An 18898-nucleotide genomic window follows, 5' to 3' on the forward strand; every position below is an offset into this window, starting at 1 on the left:
CGGCCTAGCGCGGTCTGATCTTGTAGTCGTACGGGAGGGTGCCGGGGTCGAGCAGGGTGGTGCCGCCGTCGACCGTGAGGACGGCGCCGTTGACGTACGACGCCTGCGGGCCGAGCAGCCACAGGATCGCCGCGGCGGCCTCCTCCGGCACGCCCGGACGGCCCTGCGGGACCAGCCGGGTGACCTCGTCGTACGCCTCGTCCCTGGTCAGGCCGAGCGGCTCGCCGAACTCGCGCATCTCCTCATCGGCCATCTCGGTCCGCACCCAACCCGGGCAGACCACGTTGGCGCGCACGCCGCGCGAGCCGTAGTCGGCGGCGATCGTCTGCGTGAGCATGGTCAGCCCGGCCTTGGAGGTCGCGTACGCGGCGGCTCCGGTGGAGGCGCGCAGCGCGGCGATCGAGCTGACGGCGACCAGTGCGCCACGCGCCTTGATCAGGTGCGGCAGCGCGGCCTTGGCCAGCAGGAACACCGACGTCAGGTTGGTCCGCAGGCTGGCGTCCCAGTCCTCCGCCGACAGGTCGAGAACGCCGCCGGGCAGCATCACGCCCGCATTGGCCACCACGCCGTCCAGCCGCCCGTACGACTCGACGATCCCGTCCACCAGCGCTGTTACCGCGTCGGCGGAGGTCACGTCGGCGACCCGGGCGTCGGCCCTGGACACGCCGTCCAGCGACTCCTTGCGGCGGCCGCAGATCACCACCCGGGCGCCCTCGTCGAGCGCGGCACGGGCGACGGCGGCGCCGATGCCGCTGCCGCCGCCCGTCACGAGCAGCACACGCTCGCCGTTCAGGCGCTCATCCGTCACGCGCTCATCCGTCACGCGCTCATTCGTCACGCGCTCAGCCTGCGAGAGCCTCCCCGAGGATGTCCAGCCCCTCGTTCAGCAGATCCATCGGGATGACCAGCGGCGGCAGGAACCGCAGCACGTTGCCGTAGGTCCCGGCGGTCAGCACCAGCAGCCCGGCCTGGTGGCAGCGGCGCGCGAGCTCGGCGGTGCGCGCGGCGTCGGGCTCCTTGGTGCCGGGGTGAACGATCTCGATCGCGGTCATCGCGCCGCGCCCGCGCACGTCGCCGATCTCCGCGTGCTTTCCGGCCAGCTCGCGCAGCCGCGGCAGCATGACCTCGCCGATCTCACGCGCCCGCGCGACCAGCCCGGACGCCTCGATCTCCTCCAGGACGGCCAGCGCCGCCTCGCACGCCACCGGATTGCCGCCGTACGTGCCGCCGAGGCCGCCGCCGTGCACGCGGTCCATCAGGTCGGCGCGGCCGGTGACCGCCGCCAGCGGCAGGCCGCCCGCGATGCCCTTGGCGGTGGTGACGATGTCGGGCACGATCCCCTCGTGCTCGCAGGCGAACAGGTCGCCGGTGCGGGCGAACCCGGTCTGGACCTCGTCGGCGATGAAGACGATCCCGTTCTCCCGGCAGAAGTCGGCGATCGCGGGCAGGAAGCCCGGCGCGGGCTCGATGAAGCCGCCCTCGCCCTGGATCGGTTCGATCACGACGGCCGCCACCGCGTCCGCGCCGATCTGCTTGCTGATCTGGTCGATCGCCTGCGCCGCCGCCTCAGGCCCGCAGTCGTCGGGCCCGGTCGGCCAGCGGAACGGGTAGGCCATCGGCATCCGGTACACGTCGGAGGCGTACGGGCCGAAGCCGTGCTTGTACGGCATGCTCTTGGCGGTCAGCGTCATCGTGAGCAGGGTCCGGCCGTGGTAGCCGTGGTCGAACGCCACGACCGCCTGCCGCCCGGTGGCGTACCGCGCGATCTTGACGGCGTTCTCCACGGCCTCGGCGCCACTGTTGACCAGGAACGTGCGCTTGTCGTGGTCGCCCGGCGTGATCCGGTTGAGCGCCTCGCAGACCGCGACGTACGACTCGTACGGCGCGACCATGAAGCAGGTGTGCGTGAACCGCTCCACCTGCGCCTTCACCCGCTCGGCCACCCGCGCGTTGGCGTTGCCGACGTTGACCACGGCGATGCCGGAGCCGAAGTCGATCAGCGAGTTGCCGTCCGCGTCGACGACCACGCCGCCGCCCGCGTCGGTCACGTACACGGGCAGAACGCTGCCGACGCCCGGCGGGACGGCGGCCTTGCGGCGCTCCTGCAGCTCCCTGGACCGCGGGCCCGGGATCTCGGTGACGATACGGCGTACCTGCGGTGGTTCATAGCTGGGCACGGCTTGGCTGGTCATGGCGTTGCTGGGCACGGCGTTGCTGGTCATGGGGTTGCTGGTCATGGCGCGAACATAAGCCGCCGACCGCCTACGCTAGAACAGTACGAGACGGCGAATCACCGTCGCCGGACTGGACACCGTGCACAACCCCGAGGACCAGCGATGCCGCCTAGCCTGTCCCGCGTGATCGCCCTGAGCCGGCTCGGCCTGCGGTCGCTGACGGAGGCGCCGAAGGACGTGCCGGTCCGGTGGGTGTCGGTCAGCGAGCTGGAGGACCCCACGCCGTTCCTGGAGGGCGGCGAGCTGGTCCTGACCACCGGCATGCGCCTGACCCCGGAGAACGCCGCCGGCTACGTCGCCCGCCTGGTCGAACGGGGCGTGGCCGGGCTGGGCTTCGCGGTCGGTGTGATCCACGACAAGGTGCCGCCGGAGCTGGTGGAGGCCGCCCGCGAGCAGGGGCTGGCGCTGCTGGAGGTCCCCAAGCCCGTCCCGTTCATCGCGATCGGCAAGGCCGTCTCCCGGATGCTGGCCGCCGAGTGGTACGAGGACACCACCCGCGCCTACCAGGCCCAGCGGGAGCTCACCCGGGCCGCGCTCAAGGGTCCCGGCCCGCTGATCACCCGCCTGGCCCGCGAGCTGGGCGGGTGGGCGCTGTTGCTGGACCCGTCGGGCGCCGTACGGAACGCCGAACCCGCCCGCGCCCGCCGCCGCGCCGCCGCCCTGGCCGCCGAACTGCCACGCCTGCGCGGCACCGCCAGCGTGTCCCTCTCGGAGGGCGGCGGTGGCAGCGAGGGCGACCATGTCGTCCTCCAGGCGATCGGCCTCAACAAGCGGCCGCGCGGCTACCTGGCCGTCGGAACGCCCGAGCCGCTCCCCCACGTCGGCCACACGATCGTCGGCGCCGCCGTGTCCCTGCTCACCCTCAAGTCCGAAACCCCGCGCACCGGCCGCGCTCTCCGCGCCGAACTGGCCGCCCACCTCCTCGGCCTCCCCGAGGAGACCCCGACCCCGCACCGCGTCCTGGCCGCCTCCGCCGCGACCTCCGCCTCCGGCGCGACCTCCGCCTCCGGCGCTGAGGTCCTCGACGCCCTGGAGGCGGACCCGGCGGGCGAACGCTGCCTCGCCGTTCCGCTGGACGACGCTCTCGCCGTGATCGTCCCCGACGCCCTCACCGACCAGGTGGTCGCGCTCGTCGCCGCGTACGGGAGCGTGGGGGTCAGCGCCCCGGCCTCCGGCGCGGACCTGGAACGGGCGCTGCGCGAGGCCGAGCAGGCGCTGGCGGCGGCGCGGCGGACCGGGCGGGACGTGCTCCACTACGGCGATCTGCCCGGCCAGAGCGTGCTGGGCCTGATGGACCCGGGCCCGGCCCAGGGCTTCGCTGAGGCGCTGCTCGCCCCGCTGGAAGCCGAGGGGCTGGTCCCGTCACTGCGCGCTTACATCGAGGCGAACGGCCAGGGCGAGACGGCCGCCCGCACGCTGGGCGTGCACCGGCACACCCTGCGCACCCGCATGCAGAAGGCCGCCCGTCTCCTCGGCCGGGACCTGGACGACCCCGCCGTACGGGCCGAGCTGTGGATCGCACTCGCCCTGTCGGCCAATCACGACGGCCCGATTGGCCACCCTGGAGACTAGAAGCCGGGGCACGCGGAGATAGCGTGAAGGCATGAACGTGACCCCATTCTGGCTCGCCGGTCGCCCCGCGACCGGTGGCGGTGAGCTGACCGTTACCCACCCTTACGACGGCCGCGTCGTCGGCACGGTCGCCGTACCGACCCCCGAGCAGGTGGAGGAGGCGCTGGCCGCCGCCGACGCGGTCGCCGCCGAGGCCGCGGCGCTGCCGGTGCACGTGCGGGCCGAGGCCCTCGCGCACGTGTCGCGGCGCCTCGAAGAGCGTTCCGAGGAACTCGCCAAGCTGATCACGGCCGAGAACGGCAAGCCGCTGATGTGGGCGCGGATCGAGGTGAAGCGCGCGATCTCCACGTTCCGCTTCGCGGCCGAGGAGACCCGCCGCTGGAGCGCCACGACCCAGCGCCTGGACACCGAGGAGGGCGGCGTCGGGCGGCTCGCCTACGTCACCCGCGAGCCCAAGGGCCCGGTGCTCGGCATCTCGCCGTTCAACTTCCCGCTGAACCTGACCGCGCACAAGATCGCGCCGGCCATCGCGGTCGGCGCCCCGATCGTGGTGAAGCCCGCCCCCGCGACGCCGCTGTCGGCGCTGCTGCTCGGCGAGCTGCTCGCCGAGACGAACCTGCCCGCCGGGATGTTCTCGGTGCTGCCGGTGCTGAACGAGGACGCCTCGACGCTCGTCCAGGACACGCGGCTGCCGATCGTCTCGTTCACCGGCTCCGTGCCCGTCGGCTGGATGATCAACGACGAGGTGCCGCGCAAGCACGTCACGCTGGAGCTCGGCGGCAACGGCGCGGCGGTCGTGCTCGGCGACTCCGACCTGGACTGGGCCGCCTCCCGCATCGGCCTGTTCTCCAACTACCAGGCCGGGCAGAGCTGCATCGCGGTCCAGCGCGTCTACATCGACCGTTCGGTGTACGAGGAGTTCGTGCCCAAGCTGGTCGAGGTCGTGAACGGTCTGGTCACCGGCGACCCGTGGGACGACAAGACCCAGGTCGGCCCGCTGGTGTCCACCGACGCCGCCGAGCGCGTCGAGTCCTGGGTGAACGAGGCCGTCGCCTCGGGCGCCAAGGTCCTCGCCGGCGGCACCCGCGAGGGCGCCGCGTACGCCCCGACGATCCTCGCCGACGTGCACGAGGGCGCCAAGGTGCTCCGCGAGGAGGTCTTCGGCCCGGTCCTGGTCGTCCAGCCGGTCGACACCGTGGACGAGGCGTTCGCGAAGGTCAACGACTCCAAGTTCGGCCTGCAGGCGGGCGTCTTCACCCGCAACATGGATATCGCCTTCCGCGCCCACCGCGAGCTCAAGGTCGGCGGCGTCATCATCGGCGACGTCCCCTCCTACCGCGCCGACCAGATGCCCTACGGCGGCGTGAAGGACTCCGGCGTAGGCCGCGAGGGCCTCCGCTCCGCGATGACCGACTACACCGAAGAGAAGGTCATGGTCCTCACAGGCCTCCCCCTCTGATCGGTTGGCGTACGAGAAGTCCCCGCGGATCACCCGCGGGGACTTCTACGTTTTCATGTGCAGGGAATCATGAGCAGAAGGCGTTCTCCATGGCCTTCATGGCGGCGTAGTCCTGCTTGCGGCTGTCGTCGGCCAGCTGCGTCGAGATGCTGACGCTGACCGCGCGGCGTCCGTCGGGGGTGACGGCGTCGCGGGTCATGAAGCCCGGGGTGTCGCCGCCGTGCCCCCAGACGCCCGCCTTGCTGCACTTCAACGGGAACCAGAACAACCCGAGCCCATAGCGCGATCCGCTGAACGGATCATCCGTGATCCCCGTCGGCACCGTCCGCTGCATCTCCTTCAGCTGCGCAGGCTTGAGCAGCCGTCCGCCGATCAGCGCCTTGAAGAACCGGTTGAGATCGGTGGTGGTCGTGATGATCTCGCCCGCCGAGGCCGCCCAGCCATAGTCCATCGCCGTGACGTCGTACAGCTTCCCGCCGGGCGCGAACTGCTGGTAGCCGCGGGCGCTCGGCTGCGGCAGCCCGTACCGGCGACCGGCGACCGAGGTGTCGCGCAATCCGAGCGGGCTCAGCACCCGATCCTGCACCTCGCGGTCCCAGCTACGCCCGGTCGCCTTCTTGATGACCATCCCCAGCAGCAGATATCCCGTGTTGGTGTAATCCCACTTGGCGCCGGGCTCGAAGTTGGGCTTGTGCCGCATGGCGCCCGCGACCAGGTCCTCGGGCGTGTGGTGCTCGAACCGATGCGCGTAGAACGCCTCCGGCGAGTCGAGCGGCAGATCCTCGGTGTAGTTGTGCAGCCCGCTGGTGTGCTGGAGCAGCCAGCGGAGAGTGATCTTCGTTCCGTCGTTCCCGTTGCCCTTGACCACGCCCGGCAGCCACTTCTCCACGGTGTCGTCCAGGCTGAGCTTGCCCTCGCCCGCCAGCTGGAGCACCACGGTCGCCACGTAGGTCTTGGTGTTGCTGCCCGCCCGGAAGTACGACCCGTTCCGCATGGGCCGCCCCGTCCGGAGATCGACCACCCCCGCCTTGGCCTTCACGGTCCCCCGTTTGGTGTCCGCCTCCCCGATCACACCGGAGACCCCCGTAGCGCGCACCGCGTCAATGTCACGCTGAAACGACGAGCGCTCCGAGCGCGGCGCGGAGGCCTGCGCAGGCGCCACCCCCGCCGCCAGCACCACCAAGGCACCCGAGGCCGCGACCGTTCCACGACGGATCGTTGACTGCATCTGCATGTCCTCTCCACTGTCGACCGCCGCCCGCCCGGAACGTTACGGAGCGCGAGCGGCCCGTACGACCGTGTCACCCGGTGTGCCAAGAGTGGAGCCAGCCCCATTCCGCTCCTCCATCAACCACTCCTCCTTCAACCACTCCTCCATCAGCCGCTCCTCCATCAGCCGCTCCCGCTTCAACCGCTCCTCCTTTAACCGCTCCTCCTTCAACCGCTTTTCTTTTCAGCCGACGTTCAGCAATGTGATCGCTCCGACGTCTTTCTCTATGAAGCAGCTTGAGGAAGGGCGGCCCCCGGGTGTCGATAGAAGCGCTATCCGCAGAAGCGCTGTCCGCGCTGTTCCAGGAGCATGCGCGGACACTCGTGCGCACCGCGGTGCTCCTCACCAGCGATGAAGGACTGGCCGAGGAGGTCGTACAGGAGGCGTTCCTCGGCCTGCATCGCCGCTGGCAGCACAAAGGGCCGCCCGACAGCCCCGAGGCCTACCTGCGCACCTCCGTCGTCAACGGCTGCCGTTCGGCACTGCGCCGCCGCAAGGTCGCCGCCGAGGCCAGGGTCCCCCAGCCCGTACCGAACGAGTCGGCCGAGAGCGCCGTCCTGCTGCACGAGGAGCACGGCGAGGTGCTGGCCGCCGTGAACCGCCTCTCTGGGCGCCAGCGCGAGGTCCTGGTGCTGCGCTTCTTCCTCGACCTGGACGACCAGGCCATCGCCGCCGCGCTCAGCGTCAGCCGCAGCACGGTCTCGTCGACGATCTCCCGCGCGCTGCGCAGCCTCGAAGACCTGCTGGAAGGAGAGGCCCGATGAACGACCTGGAGACCAGGCTCCGCCGCGCCTTCGAGGCCGGCACCGCACACGTGCAGACCCCGCCCGAACCCGACTGGACCCACCGCACCCGCCGCGCGTACCCGATCCTCGCCACCATGGCCGCGATCGCCGCCACCGTCGCCATCCTGCTCACCGTCAACCACATCTGGGGCGGCAGCTCGGACACCGACCCGACCTTCGCACCCGGAACCGTCGCGGTCTCCCCCGTACGCCCGGCCACAACGCCCACCTTCGCGATCCGTCAGGAGATCAAAAGCCCGCCTACGATCGTCGACGTCGCCACCGGGCGCGTTCTAGGGAACGTCGAGACACCCAAGGGCTACAACGCGCTGTACTCCGAGTCGCTGACCGCCGCCGCCGACAACCGGACCTTCTTCTTCTCGGTGCGCAAGAAGCTGAACAGCCCCCGCTACATGGTGGCCCGCGTTCACGTCGACGAACGAGGCAGGCCCGACGGCCGCGCGGTCCTGGTCGCCACGGCACCAATGAGACTGAACGGTCTGTCGGCCTCCCCCGACGCCACCAAGCTCGCCATGAGCGTCACCAACGACCAGAGCGAGACGCTCACCATCTGGGACCTGAGCACGGGCGGCCACAAGACCTGGGACGTCCCGCCCTCGGCCGCCCCGAACGGAGTGGAATCCGTCGTCTGGACCCCCGGCGGTTCGCTCCTGTGGGCCTCGGGCCGTTCCGCGGGCAAGCTCGACCCCGAATCCGCACCGGGCCCCCTTCACGCCGACCGCACGTTCCCGAACGTAGGCGACCTCACCGACTCCGAGCTGCTCCCGAACGGCGACCGAATCGCGGTCCTGCACGAGGAGGGCAACGTCCGCTTCATCCGGATCTCGTCCCGCCCGGGCGCATCCATGCGCGTCCTGGACCACTGGGTCCCAGAAGGCGACGACGAGGGCGGCCTGATCGTCTCCGGCGGAAGGTACGTCCTCTACCTGCGGCACGGCCAGATGGTCCGCATGGACCTCACCACCCACACCCGAACCCCATCCCCCCTAGGCGGACCGGACAACAAAATGGCCGGCTACGCCTGGTGACGTTTCTCCCCAGGGGGTCAGCGCAGAGTCAGGGCCATCCGAAGAGCGCCCGCCGCCTCAGCGAGGGCTTCGGCGAACCGGCCGCCCAGGCCGAACATGTTGGCAAAGCCGTGAATCAGGTCGTCCTGCCGCCGCAGGGCGACCTTCACGCCCGCCTCCTCCAGCCGCCGCGCGAACTCCTCGCCCTCGTCCCGAAGCGGATCGAACCCCGCCGTGACGAGGTAAGTGGCCGGAAAGTCGCTCAGGTCATCCGCGAGCAGAGGCGACACCTTGGGGTCCTTGCGCAGTTCCTCGGGGCAGTAGTGGTCGGAGAACCACGTCATCGCCTTGTCGGTGAGGTAGAAGCCCTCACCGAACAGTTCCCTAGACCGACGCCGACTCGTCAGATCGGTCGTCGGGTAAAAGAGCAGCGCGAACGCCGGCTTGCGCCGCTCCGTGAAAAGGCTCACGACCGCGGCGAGGTTACCGCCCGCGCTGTCCCCACCGACCGCGATCGCATCCGGGTCAGCGCCAAGCGCCTCCGCGTTCTCCACCGCGTACTCGTAGGCCGCCAGCGCATCCTCCACACCAGCCGGGAACGGGTGCTCAGGCGCGAGCCGATAATCCACCGACAGCACCCGCACCTTGGCGCTCACGGCGAGCTGCTTGCAGACGTTGTCGTGGGAGTTGAGACTCCCGACCGCGAACCCGCCGCCGTGGTAGAAGACCAGCAGCGGCGACCCCTCCGCCAGACCCTTAGGCGTGTAGAGCCGTGAACGGACTCCCCCAGCGGAGAGCTCCCGCGCCTGCACTCCCGGCACCTTCGGGTCGATCAGCTTCTGCGCACGTTCGAGTCGTACCCGGGCCTCGTCCACCCCGCCGCCGCCCAGCTCGGTGTTCTCCACCTGCGACAACGTGAGGAGCAGCTGCGCTTCGAGGGCCAGCGTCTGGCCGTCGCGGCGAACGGGCCGTCCGGCGATCAGTCGCTTCACCGGCTTGGGCAGGCCATAGGCCGCGCCGACGACCGCCTTGACGGCGCGCACGGGGATCAGATCCGTCGGAGACATGGGCGCATCGTAATCGGGTCCGGTTTCCGAAGGGCCATCGACCCTAGCGGCAACGGTCCCCCCTTCCGCTGCGGACCGGCGCCCGCCTGCGAGTCGCGTGCTGGCCGAAGGCCAAGAGCTCGCCGACGAGGAGGGAGGGCTGCCGGCTGGGGCCTGTGCTGGTCGAGTGCGGCTGAGCAGGAGGTTGGGGTTCAAGCCTGCAGCGCGCTTCGCGCGGAATGAGCGGCAGCGGTCGCCCCTTCCGCTCTGGCTGGTGCCCGTCTGCGGGTTTGTGCTGGTTGAAGGCCACAAGGCTCGGCGACGAGGAAGGTAGGGTGGGGCCGGGGGTTGTTGTTCGGCTGGGAGCCGCCACGGGGCTGAGGTTCAGACCGGTAGCGCGCTGCGCGCGGGTTAGCGGCAGCGGTCACCCCTTCCGTCGCGGTCAGCGCCCGGCTGCCGGGTGAGTGATGGCTGAAGGCCGAAGAGCGCAGCGGCGAAGAAGGTGGGAGCGTGGCTGGGGGTGCGCTGTTCGGCTGCGGGTCACCACGAGGTTGGGGTTCAAGCCCGCAAGCGCGCTTCGCGCGGAATGAGCGGCAACGGTCGCCCCTTCCGTCTCGGTCGCCGCCCGCCTGCGGGTGAGTGATGGCTAAAGGCCGAAAAGCTCGCCGACGAGGAAGGAGGGGCGGGGGCTCTGGTTGTCGGTCGAGTGCGGGTAGGCGCAGGGCTGGGGTTCGTGCCTGGGGAGCGCGCTCCGCGCGGAATGAGCGGCAACGGTCACCCCTTCCGTCGCGGTCACTGCCCGACTGCCGGATGAACGATGGTTAAAGGCCGAAGAGCTCAGCGACGAGGAAGGTGGGGCGGGGGCTCTGGTTGTCGGTCGAGTGCGGGTAGGCGCGGGGCTGGGGTTCGTGCCTGGTAGCGCGCTTCGCGCGGATTGAGCGGCAACGGTCACCCCTTCCGTCACGGTCACTGCCCGGCTGCCGGATGAACGATGGCTAGAGGCCGAAGAGCTCAGCGACGAAGAAGGAAGGGGCCGGGGCCGGGGCTGGGGCTGGGGGTGGGGCTGGGGGTGGGTTGTTCGGGTGCGGGTCTCACGGGGCTGGGGTTCGGACTTTGGGCCGCGCTTCGCGCGGGAAGGCGTCCAGGTCAGGGGCGAGGGTGGGCGTGCCTGTAGCCCGGAGCGGGTGAGGCTCCGGGCCTTGGTCAGGCAGCTAGAGGTTGATCGTCGCGCCAGGGGTTGGCGTCGTGTTCGGGGATCGATCTTCGCGATCTGGCGATCCCGTCCGGCGCCAGCGTCCGGTAGATGTACCGGCCGTCGGTTTTGCTGATCTGTATCTGCTGGGGGTTGGTGTGTTTCCACCGGTTGTGCCACCCGCAGCACAGCGTCAGCTTGTCGATGTCGGTGGGGCTTCCCAGTGCCCAGCCGTCGACGTGGTCGACCTCGCACAGGAAGCCGGGCACCTCACACCCGTGAACGGCGCAGGTGTCGTACAGGGTCTCTAGTGCCCGGCGTTGGCCGGAGCTGGCGATCCGGACGGTGTGGCCGAGGTAGAGGGGGATGTGTCCGCGTCCGAAGATCAGGGGTGAGACACCGGCGGTCAACGCCAACCGGCGGACCTGCTCGGCGGGGATCGGGGTGCCGTCCCGGAGTCGCCCGGGGGTGTCGGCGCCGGTCAGCGTCTCCAGGTCAGCGATGACGGTGACGCGGGTGGCTCCGTGGCCTCCGGCGAGCACGGTGGTGAGGGCGGCGGCGGTCCGCTCACCCAGGTCACGCCGGTCATCGACCCCGGCGGGCTTGGCCAACGGCGCCAGCGTGCCGTCCAGGATCGCGGTGTCTTCGGGGTTGAGCCACCCCTTCAGGTAGCAGCCCCCGTCAAGAGACCGGCTGACGGTCACCCAGGAACGCTCATACCCGCGCTGGACGTCTTCGGGCGGCTTCTCCTCGCCGTTGTGCTCACGCACCAGGTCGTGAATCTTCCCACCCAGCTTGGCGACCTTCCCCGCCGACAAACCCTCACCAGCCGCAGTGAGAAGAATGTCCTCAGCGGCAGCGGTGTCATCGTCATTGAGACGCTGCACAGCGTCAGCAATGGTGGCCGCGTAACCGAACGACAGCTCACCAGCGGCCAGGCCCGTGTCGACGCGGCCGAGGCGGTGAAGTTGCCGGGCCAGGGTGATGCGTTCTTTGGCGCGGCCCTCGCGCATGCCCATCCGGCACCGCAGCCACGCCTGCGTGGACGGCAGGCCCCAGTGCTTCATCTCACCGGTCCGGTCGACCACCGCGATCAGCCCGGCCAGCACGTGCTCGGCCTGATCGGTCACCGTGGAGAGTGCTTCAGCCAATTCCATGCAGGCGGCCCCGGACTCAGGCGCAGCCCTATTGGCGAGTTCGGAGAATATGACGGATGCCGCTTCCACCAGCTGCCGGGTGGAAGCGGATTCGGTGCCCGCCACGATCGAACTCATACCGTTATTTTACCATCACTCTCCGCCATTTTCATGATCGAATAGAAATATTCGAAGATTCTTTCGATGGTGCTTTCCCGCGCGAAGCGCGGCTATCAAAGCTTGTAGCTCAGCCACGTGAGACCCGCACCCGAACAGCCCACCCCCGGCCCCGTTCCTTCCTTCCTCGTCGCTGAGCTTTTCGGCCTTCAGCCAGCACAAACCCGCAGACGGGCACCAGCCAGAGCGGAAGGGGTGACCGATGCCACAAAGAGCCGCACACGGAGAAAACCCCAACCGAAGGTCAGCTAAGAGCCACCTGAACGGGCATCTCTTTGATCCCGTTCACAAAATTAGAACGAACCCGACGAACTTCGCCAGTCAGACATACATCAGCTAGTCGCGGCAGCAGCTCTTCGAACATGATGCGCAGTTCCAGACGAGCCAAAGCGGCCCCCAGACAGAAGTGCGGGCTGCCCTTGCCGAACGTGATGTGATCATTAGGAGACCGCGTGACATCGAAGCGATCCGGGTCCGCAAAAACATCCTCATCGCGGTTGCCGGACGCGAACCACAGCACGACCTTGTCGCCCTCCCGCACGGACTTGCCATGCAGCTCGACGTCACGCGTAGCCGTGCGGCGGAAGTGGTAAACCGGCGAAGCCCAGCGCAGGAACTCCTCAACAGCGGTGGGCATGCGGGACAGGTCATCGCGCAGGAAAGCAGCCTGCTCCGGATGCGAAATGAGAGCCTGCATGGAGTGCGAGATGGCGTGCCGCGTCGTCTCGTTGCCCGCGACGACCAGCAACAAGAAGTAGTTATCGAAGTCGCGCGGGGAGAGAGGCTCGCCATCAACGGGCGTCTCGTTGACGAGCTTGCTGACCAGGTCGGTCCCAGCACCCCCACGACGTTCGGCGGCTAGGGCGCGGCCGTACTCGAAGACCTCTAGCGACGCCGGACTCCGGAACGGCAGGTCGCGGTAGGCCTCGCTCTCCTCGCTGTGCAGGAGAACGTCGGCGTACTCGGGGTCAGTGTTGGCGATGATGCGGTTTCCCCAGTCGATGAGGCGCTGGGTGTCGTCGTCAGGGACGTCCAGCATCCGGGCAAGCACATTGATGGGAAAGTCGGCGGCCACCTCGCTCACGAAGTCGAAAGACCCCTTGGCCAAGGCCTTGTCCAACGTCGTGGCGGTAAGGCCGCGCAGGAACGTCGCATAGCCGGCGATGGCGCGCGGGGTGAAATCGCGGGACAGCACACGCCGCAGGGCGATGTGGCGTGGCCCATCGGTCTCCAGCATGGAACGGCGGATGGCGGCCTGGCGTTCGTCGACCTCCTCAAGATTGACGAACTTCTCGGAGGTGAACGTGGCGGAGTCGCGGTCGACGGCGAGGATGTCGGCGTGCCGGGTGACGGACCAGAAGCCGCTGCCTTCCGGCTCGGGGTTCCAGTGGACCGGGTCGGTGCGGCGTAGCTCTTCGAAGATGCGCCAGGGCGTTCCGTGCTGGAAGTTGTCGAGATCGGCCAGGTCCATGGCTCTCCTCACAGGCCTTACAGGTGGTAGCCGTACTCCCGGAACTCCCAGTCGGTGACGTGGCGCTGGAAGCGGGCGACCTCGTCGCGCTTGTAGGCGAGGAACGACGACACGAACCGGTCGCCGAGGACGGCGGTGAGGGCCTGGTCGGCCTCCAGGGCGTCCAGCGCGGTGGGCAGGTCGGCGGGCAGGACGGCCGACCTGCTCGCGTCGTAGCCGTAGCCCTCGAGGGGTGCGGGCGGGGTGAGCTTCTCGCGGACGCCGAGGGAGACGGCGGCGAGCAGGCCTGCCATGCCGAGGTACGGGTTGGCGGACGCGTCGCCGAGGCGGACTTCGAAGCGGGTGCCGGCGCCGCGTTCGGGCGGTACGCGGATCATGGCGCTGCGGTTGTCCAGGCCCCAGTCGATCAGCCAGGGCGCGAGCGTGTCGGGGCCGAAGCGCTTGTAGGAGTTGATCGTCGGGTTGAAGAGTGCGGCCAGGGCCGGGGCGTGCGCCAGGACGCCGGCGATCGCCTGGTGGGCGATCTCGGACAGGCCGGCGGCCTTCTCGGGGCCTTCGAAGATGTTGCCGCCGGTCTCGTCCAGGCACGACAGGTGCACGTGGAAGCCCGAGCCGCCCTCATCGTTGAACGGCTTGGCCATGAAGGTGGCCATGCGGCCCGCGCGGCGTTCCAGCTCCTTGACCGCGCCCTTGAAGCGGAACGTGCGGTCGGCGGCATCGAGCGCCTCGGAGTGGTCGAGGTTGATCTCGAACTGGCCGCCGCAGAACTCGTGGTTGCCCATCGTGACGCCGAGGCCGAAGTCGCGGAGGGCGCGCAGTGTGGTCAGCAGGTGGCCTTCGGGGTCTCCCCTGCGTCCGGCGGTGTAGACGTTGCCGGGCGCGTCGCCGTACCGCCGCCAACCGCTCGGCGCGGCGGGGTCGGGCTCACAGACGAAGTACTCCAGCTCCGGCCCGGCGACGGCGGTCAGGCCGAGGTCGGTCAGCGCGGCGACCGAACGGCGGAGGACTTCGCGCGGCGCCTCCTCGCACGGCGTGGAGGCGTCAGGCTCGTACGCCTCGCCCAGGCATTGGGCCACGCCCGGTTCCCAGGGCAGGGCGGCCAGGGTCGCCAGGTCGGGCCGTACGCAGATGTCGGGCAGGCCGGCGTCCAGTCCGCCCGCGACCTCGACCACGTCGCCCTGCGGGCTGGTGTGGTAGACCGCGCGGCAGAACGCCAGGCCGTGCTCCATGACCGCGGGCAGCCGTTCCACCAGCACGTCCCGGCCGCGGTCGATTCCGACCAGATCGGGATAGGTGACCCGGACGACGTCGATGCCGTCCGCCCGCAACCGTTCGACCGTCTGGTGCACGTCCACGAACTCTCCCTGGGGCCGGGTAGTTCATTTGGGCTCAAAACATATGCATAATGAGGGCACCATGCAAGGGTTCCTTTTCCCCCGCACCGCCACGGGCCGCGCGTCGCTGATCCCGAGCCCGCCCTGGCACTACTCCGGCGACCTGCTGACCGTCGAGTACCGCACCGATCCCGAACGCGTCGCCGAGCTGCTCCCCGAGCCGCTGACGCCCGTTCCGGAGAACGAGGATCCCGGCGCGGTCGCGATCATCTGGGCCGACTGGCAGTCGTGCTCGGACTCGGCCGAGGAGCTCCTCGATCCCGTACGCGCCCAGTACAAGGAGTGCTTCGTCGTCGTACGGTGCGCCTTCGAGGGCCGTACGTACTCCCGATGCGTCTACATCTGGGTCGACAAGGACTTCGCCATCGCGCGCGGGCTTCACCAGGGCTATCCCAAGAAACTCGGCTCAATCCATCAGACGCGCCCCCACCCGTACGGCAAAGCCGCGCCGCGCATAGCCCCCGGCGCCCGCTTCGGCGCAACCCTCGCCGCCGCAGACAGACGCCTTGCCGAAGTAGTCATCACCCTCCAAACCCCCTCCGACACTGCCGGTTTCGTGAACGGCCACCCCATGGCCCACCACCGCTTCCTGCCGTCGATAGAGCTGGGGCAACCCCCCACCCTGGACGAGCTGATCGAATCCGGCGGCGCCTCGTTCGAAGGCGGCCAGGCATGGCGCGGGACCGCCGACCTCACGCTCCACGACTCCCCCGCCGAGGAGCTGGCGCGGCTGGAGGTACGCGAGCCCATCGCGGCCTACTTCCGCCAAGTGGGGGTCGTGTGGAACGGCGGGAAGCATCTCGCGTGAACACGCGGAGTACATTGACCCCGTGACAGGCCACCACACGCTGCAGGAGACCGAGCAGGCGATCGCGCGCAGGCTCGGCGAAGTCCCCTTGCGGCACGACGCGATGATGGCCGTCTCCAACATCTACCGCGCCGCCACCGCCATCCGGCAGCACTTCGAGAGCTCGGTCCTGCGCGGCTCCGACCTCACCTGGACCGCGTTCGTCGTCCTCTGGGTCGTGTGGATCTGGGACGAGATGGAAACCCGCCACGTAGCCGAAGAGGCCGGCATCTCCAAGGGCACGCTCACCGGCGTCGTCAAAACCCTCGAAGGCCGCGGCCTAGTCGAACGCGGCGCCCACGCCACCGACGGCCGCCTGGTCCTCCTGCGCCTGACCGACAAGGGCAAGGACCTGATGCAAACCCTCTTCCCCGCGTTCAACGCCGAGGAAGCCTTCGTAGTCGAACGCCTCAGCAAAGACGACAACGAATCCCTAGCCCGCACCCTCCGCTCAGTAGTCGAACACCTAGAGGAAGAAGGCGACGACCGCCGAGCCGCCCTCCGCGCCCAGTCCCCACCCCCTCCCCGCAGATCAGGCCGCCGCCCCCGCACCTAACCCCCAGCTCAACCACCGCAGCGCGCCCAATCCCCCGCCTCATCGGCCAGCCCGCCGCGCAGACGAGACCACGCGGCTAACGCTGCCTCCCGTAGTTCGGTCAGGCCGCCACCCACGCAAGTGACACCGCTCCCGCCGCACAAATCAAGCTCCTCCCCCGTTCCTGGGGCGCCCTCACCTCGCCGGTCAGGCCGCCGCCGCTCGCCCCCACCACCCCTGCCAGGCCGTCACCCACAGGCCTGAGGTCACCTCGCCCCTGAAGGTCAAGCCGCCGCCGCGCGTGCCCAAGGCCGCCTCCGCCCTGAAGGTCAAGCCGCCGCCGCGCGTGCCCAAGGCCGCCTCCGCCCTGGAGTTCAATCCGCAAGCCGTCGCGCGCGCCTGCAATCACGCTCACCCTGCATCAGTCCGCCGCCCACGCCTCAGAGCCTCTCCGTCTCGAAGGCCAGGCCGCCGCCGCGCGGGTGAGGCTGCCTCCGCCCGCCGGTCAGGCTGCCGCCCGCGCGTCTGACACCGCTTCCCGCCACGCAGATCACGCCGCCGCGCACGCATGGGACCGCCTCCGCCACATCGCCCATGCTGCCGCCAGCGGAGCCCGGCGCCAGCCCACCTCGTTGGTCAGGGTTGGTCAGGCCGTCACGCGCGCTTGAGGCCGCCTCCGCCTCGCCGGTCAAGCCTCAGCCCGCGCGGCTGAGGCCGCCGCCTTGTGGTCAGGCCGCCGCATGGGCGCCTCGCATCACCGCGGCCACGCAGATCAAGCCGCCGCTGCGCGCGATCGAGACCGCCTGCCGTTCGCGAGTCGGGCCTCCGCCCGCGCGCCCACCACCTCCATCACGCCAGTCGGGCCATCGCCGCGCGGATGGGGCCGCCGCCCTTGCCGGTCAGGCTGTCACCCAAGCGCCTGACGCAACCGCCGCCACACAGATCAGGTCACCGACGCGCGGGTGAGACCGCATGCGACTTGTAGGTCAGGCCGCCACCAGTCCGCCGCCTCCGCCTCGCCCGTCAGGTCGTTGCAGCGCGCCTGGGGCAACCCGAGCCTTGCAGGTCAGGCCATCCGCCTCGCAGGGCAAGCCGCTGCCGTGCGCCCGGCACCGCCTCGCAGATCGGGCCGCGGCGCGCGCCTGAGCACCCTCGAACCGGCGGGCCAAGGTGTCGGGGCGTGTGGGTGGGGGGGCTTGGTGGTCAGGATGCTGTTTGGGGGGTTGGGGTGGGGACTCGGCGGGAGTTGCCGCCTAGGAGGACGGCTAGGAGTAGGGCTACGGCGAACCAGGCTAGGGCGGCGTAGGCGGCGTAGACGGTTGGGTGGGGGACCTTGTAGAGGGCGCCGAACACGGCGCCTGCGGTGGTTACCAGGCCGATCGCGGAGGCGGTGTAGACAGCTGCGCGGCGGGGGTGGTCGCGGAGGCCGCGGGGGCCGCCGACGGCTAGGAGGAGGTAGGTGACTGCCAGCGAGAAGCTGCCGAACGTTGAGGCCCACGAGAACATCGAGAAGTAGCCGGGGACACCGGGCAGCGCTACCAGTTTCGGGAACCAGTTGGAGATCCCGATGACGGCTAGGTAGACGACGCCGACTAGGGCGGTGGCGCCGACGGGGGTTCCGGTACGGGGGCTGAGCGTTGCGAGGGGACGGGGTAGCCAGCGGTCTCGGGCTAGGGCGAAGACGCCGCGGGTCGCGGCGACGGAGACGCCGATGTAGACGGCGATCATGTCGAGCAGGACCACTAGTTCCAGGAGGCGGGCCACCGCTTGTGAGCCGTAGCCGCCTGCGGAGTCGGGGCCGCCGAGGGTGATGAGCGGGGCGCCGGACGCCTTGGCCATCGCGCCCAGGTCGAAGTGGAAGCCCGCTACTTGTGCGTAGGTGCCGAGCGTGAAGAAGACGGCGGCGATGAGGACGGAAGAGAGTACGGCGCGCGGGATGTGGCGGCCGGGGTTGTCGGTCTCCTCGGCCAGGTTGGCGGCCGTTTCGAAGCCGGTGAAGAGCAATACGCCGTACAGGACCGCGAAGAGGATGCCGCCCCAGCCGTCGCGCGCCGAGCTCGGGCGGAACGCGGTCAGGGAATTGTCGGACCCGAGCTGGATGATGACGTTCACGAAGAAGACCAGGAGGACCAGGAGCGATACGAGGGCCAGCACGAGCTGGGTTCGCGTGGACAGCTGGACGCCGAAGTAGACCACCGCGAGGAGGGCGGCGAGGAAGAGCAGTTGCCAGCCCCAGATCGGCAGCGGCGTCACGTCGAACTCGGCCTGCAGGTTGTCGTGCACGTACCCGCCGATGAGCACCGCGATCGCGGCGCCGAGCGCGATGATGCCCGCGTAGTAGAGCAGGCCGGTCGCCGCGCCGGTGCGGGTACCGAGGCCGAGGGTGACGTAGTTGTAGAGCGATCCGGCGTGGTGGACGCGGCGGGCGTACGTGGCGACGATCCAGGCCAGCGCGAGCATGCCGACCGTGGCGATGAGGACGGCCAGGGGCGCCGCGACCCCGGCGCCCTTGCCCGCGTTGTTCTGCCCGACCAGCTGGGGCAGCAGGATCGACACGGCGAAGACGGGGCCCATGAATCCGATGGACTGGGCCACGACATCGATCAGGGAAAGGCGGGCGGTGGGGGACGTGGAAGGGGGCGCGGGCTGGGATGCGGCGGGGGACGCTGCGTGGGGCATGGTCGGCTCCGTTCCCGACGTGCGTACGCCCCGAGGCAGATCATTTGATCCCGTACGATCGCTGGACGTACGT

Annotated in this window: 14 protein-coding genes; 6 read left to right on the plus strand and 8 right to left on the minus strand. The window is 69.9% G+C overall.

What is annotated here, in order from left to right; all coding sequences use genetic code 11:
* Positions 1-4: 4 nt before the first annotated feature.
* Together J4573_RS01290 and gabT are read right to left on the minus strand one after the other, a co-directional pair.
* Positions 5-808 carry an SDR family NAD(P)-dependent oxidoreductase gene (locus J4573_RS01290; RefSeq protein WP_208253320.1) on the minus strand — a complete coding sequence of 268 codons (804 nt, stop codon included), beginning with the start codon at positions 806-808 and terminating at the stop codon, positions 5-7.
* A 34-nt stretch (positions 809-842) separates the two neighbouring features.
* Entirely contained in the window at positions 843-2192 is a 1350-nt protein-coding gene (gene gabT / locus J4573_RS01295; RefSeq protein WP_208253799.1) for a 4-aminobutyrate--2-oxoglutarate transaminase, read from the minus strand.
* Positions 2193-2357: 165 nt separating this feature from the next.
* Between gabT and J4573_RS01300 the strand changes: the two genes are divergently transcribed.
* Both J4573_RS01300 and J4573_RS01305 read left to right on the plus strand, forming a co-directional pair.
* Entirely contained in the window at positions 2358-3806 is a 1449-nt protein-coding gene (locus J4573_RS01300; protein WP_307796442.1) for a PucR family transcriptional regulator, read from the plus strand.
* Positions 3807-3837: 31 nt separating this feature from the next.
* Positions 3838-5265, plus strand: coding sequence for an aldehyde dehydrogenase family protein (locus J4573_RS01305; protein ID WP_208253322.1), 1428 nt, complete (start codon positions 3838-3840; stop codon positions 5263-5265).
* Between the two features lie 67 nt (positions 5266-5332).
* Here J4573_RS01305 and J4573_RS01310 read toward each other — a convergent pair whose 3' ends face one another.
* The gene (locus J4573_RS01310) at positions 5333-6499 is read right to left on the minus strand and encodes a serine hydrolase domain-containing protein (protein ID WP_208253323.1); all 1167 of its coding nucleotides are present in this window, start codon (positions 6497-6499) and stop codon (positions 5333-5335) included.
* Positions 6500-6792: 293 nt separating this feature from the next.
* Between J4573_RS01310 and J4573_RS01315 the strand changes: the two genes are divergently transcribed.
* Positions 6793-7299: a sigma-70 family RNA polymerase sigma factor gene (locus tag J4573_RS01315; protein ID WP_208253324.1), complete on the plus strand. Its 507-nt coding sequence runs from the start codon at positions 6793-6795 to the stop codon at positions 7297-7299.
* Positions 7296-8369, plus strand: coding sequence for a hypothetical protein (locus J4573_RS01320; protein WP_208253325.1), 1074 nt, complete (start codon positions 7296-7298; stop codon positions 8367-8369). The genes J4573_RS01315 and J4573_RS01320 overlap by 4 nt, the downstream gene beginning before the upstream one ends.
* Before the next feature lie 17 nt (positions 8370-8386).
* Here the strand turns inward: J4573_RS01320 and J4573_RS01325 are convergent, their stop codons facing one another.
* From J4573_RS01325 to J4573_RS01340, 4 genes are all read right to left on the minus strand, one after another.
* Positions 8387-9415: an alpha/beta hydrolase gene (locus tag J4573_RS01325; protein ID WP_208253326.1), complete on the minus strand. Its 1029-nt coding sequence runs from the start codon at positions 9413-9415 to the stop codon at positions 8387-8389.
* Positions 9416-10597: 1182 nt separating this feature from the next.
* Entirely contained in the window at positions 10598-11860 is a 1263-nt protein-coding gene (locus J4573_RS01330; RefSeq protein WP_208253327.1) for an HNH endonuclease signature motif containing protein, read from the minus strand.
* 283 nt (positions 11861-12143) lie between these two features.
* Positions 12144-13370, minus strand: a complete 1227-nt coding sequence (locus J4573_RS01335) for a cytochrome P450 (protein ID WP_208253328.1) — start codon at positions 13368-13370, stop codon at positions 12144-12146.
* 17 nt (positions 13371-13387) lie between these two features.
* The gene (locus tag J4573_RS01340; protein WP_208253329.1) at positions 13388-14725 is read right to left on the minus strand and encodes a glutamine synthetase family protein; all 1338 of its coding nucleotides are present in this window, start codon (positions 14723-14725) and stop codon (positions 13388-13390) included.
* A 61-nt stretch (positions 14726-14786) separates the two neighbouring features.
* Here J4573_RS01340 and J4573_RS01345 point away from each other — a divergent pair, with 61 nt between their 5' ends.
* Positions 14787-15572 carry an acetoacetate decarboxylase family protein gene (locus J4573_RS01345; protein ID WP_243772285.1) on the plus strand — a complete coding sequence of 262 codons (786 nt, stop codon included), beginning with the start codon at positions 14787-14789 and terminating at the stop codon, positions 15570-15572.
* Positions 15573-15594: 22 nt separating this feature from the next.
* Positions 15595-16167, plus strand: a complete 573-nt coding sequence (locus J4573_RS01350) for a MarR family winged helix-turn-helix transcriptional regulator (RefSeq protein ID WP_208253331.1) — start codon at positions 15595-15597, stop codon at positions 16165-16167.
* A 1182-nt stretch (positions 16168-17349) separates the two neighbouring features.
* Here J4573_RS01350 and J4573_RS01355 read toward each other — a convergent pair.
* On the minus strand, positions 17350-18825 hold the full coding sequence (locus tag J4573_RS01355) for an APC family permease (protein ID WP_208253332.1): 1476 nt from the start codon (positions 18823-18825) through the stop codon (positions 17350-17352).
* Positions 18826-18898 lie beyond the last annotated feature (73 nt).

The sequence above is a fragment of the Actinomadura barringtoniae genome, assembly GCF_017573505.1.
GTDB classification, from domain to species: domain Bacteria; phylum Actinomycetota; class Actinomycetes; order Streptosporangiales; family Streptosporangiaceae; genus Spirillospora; species Spirillospora barringtoniae.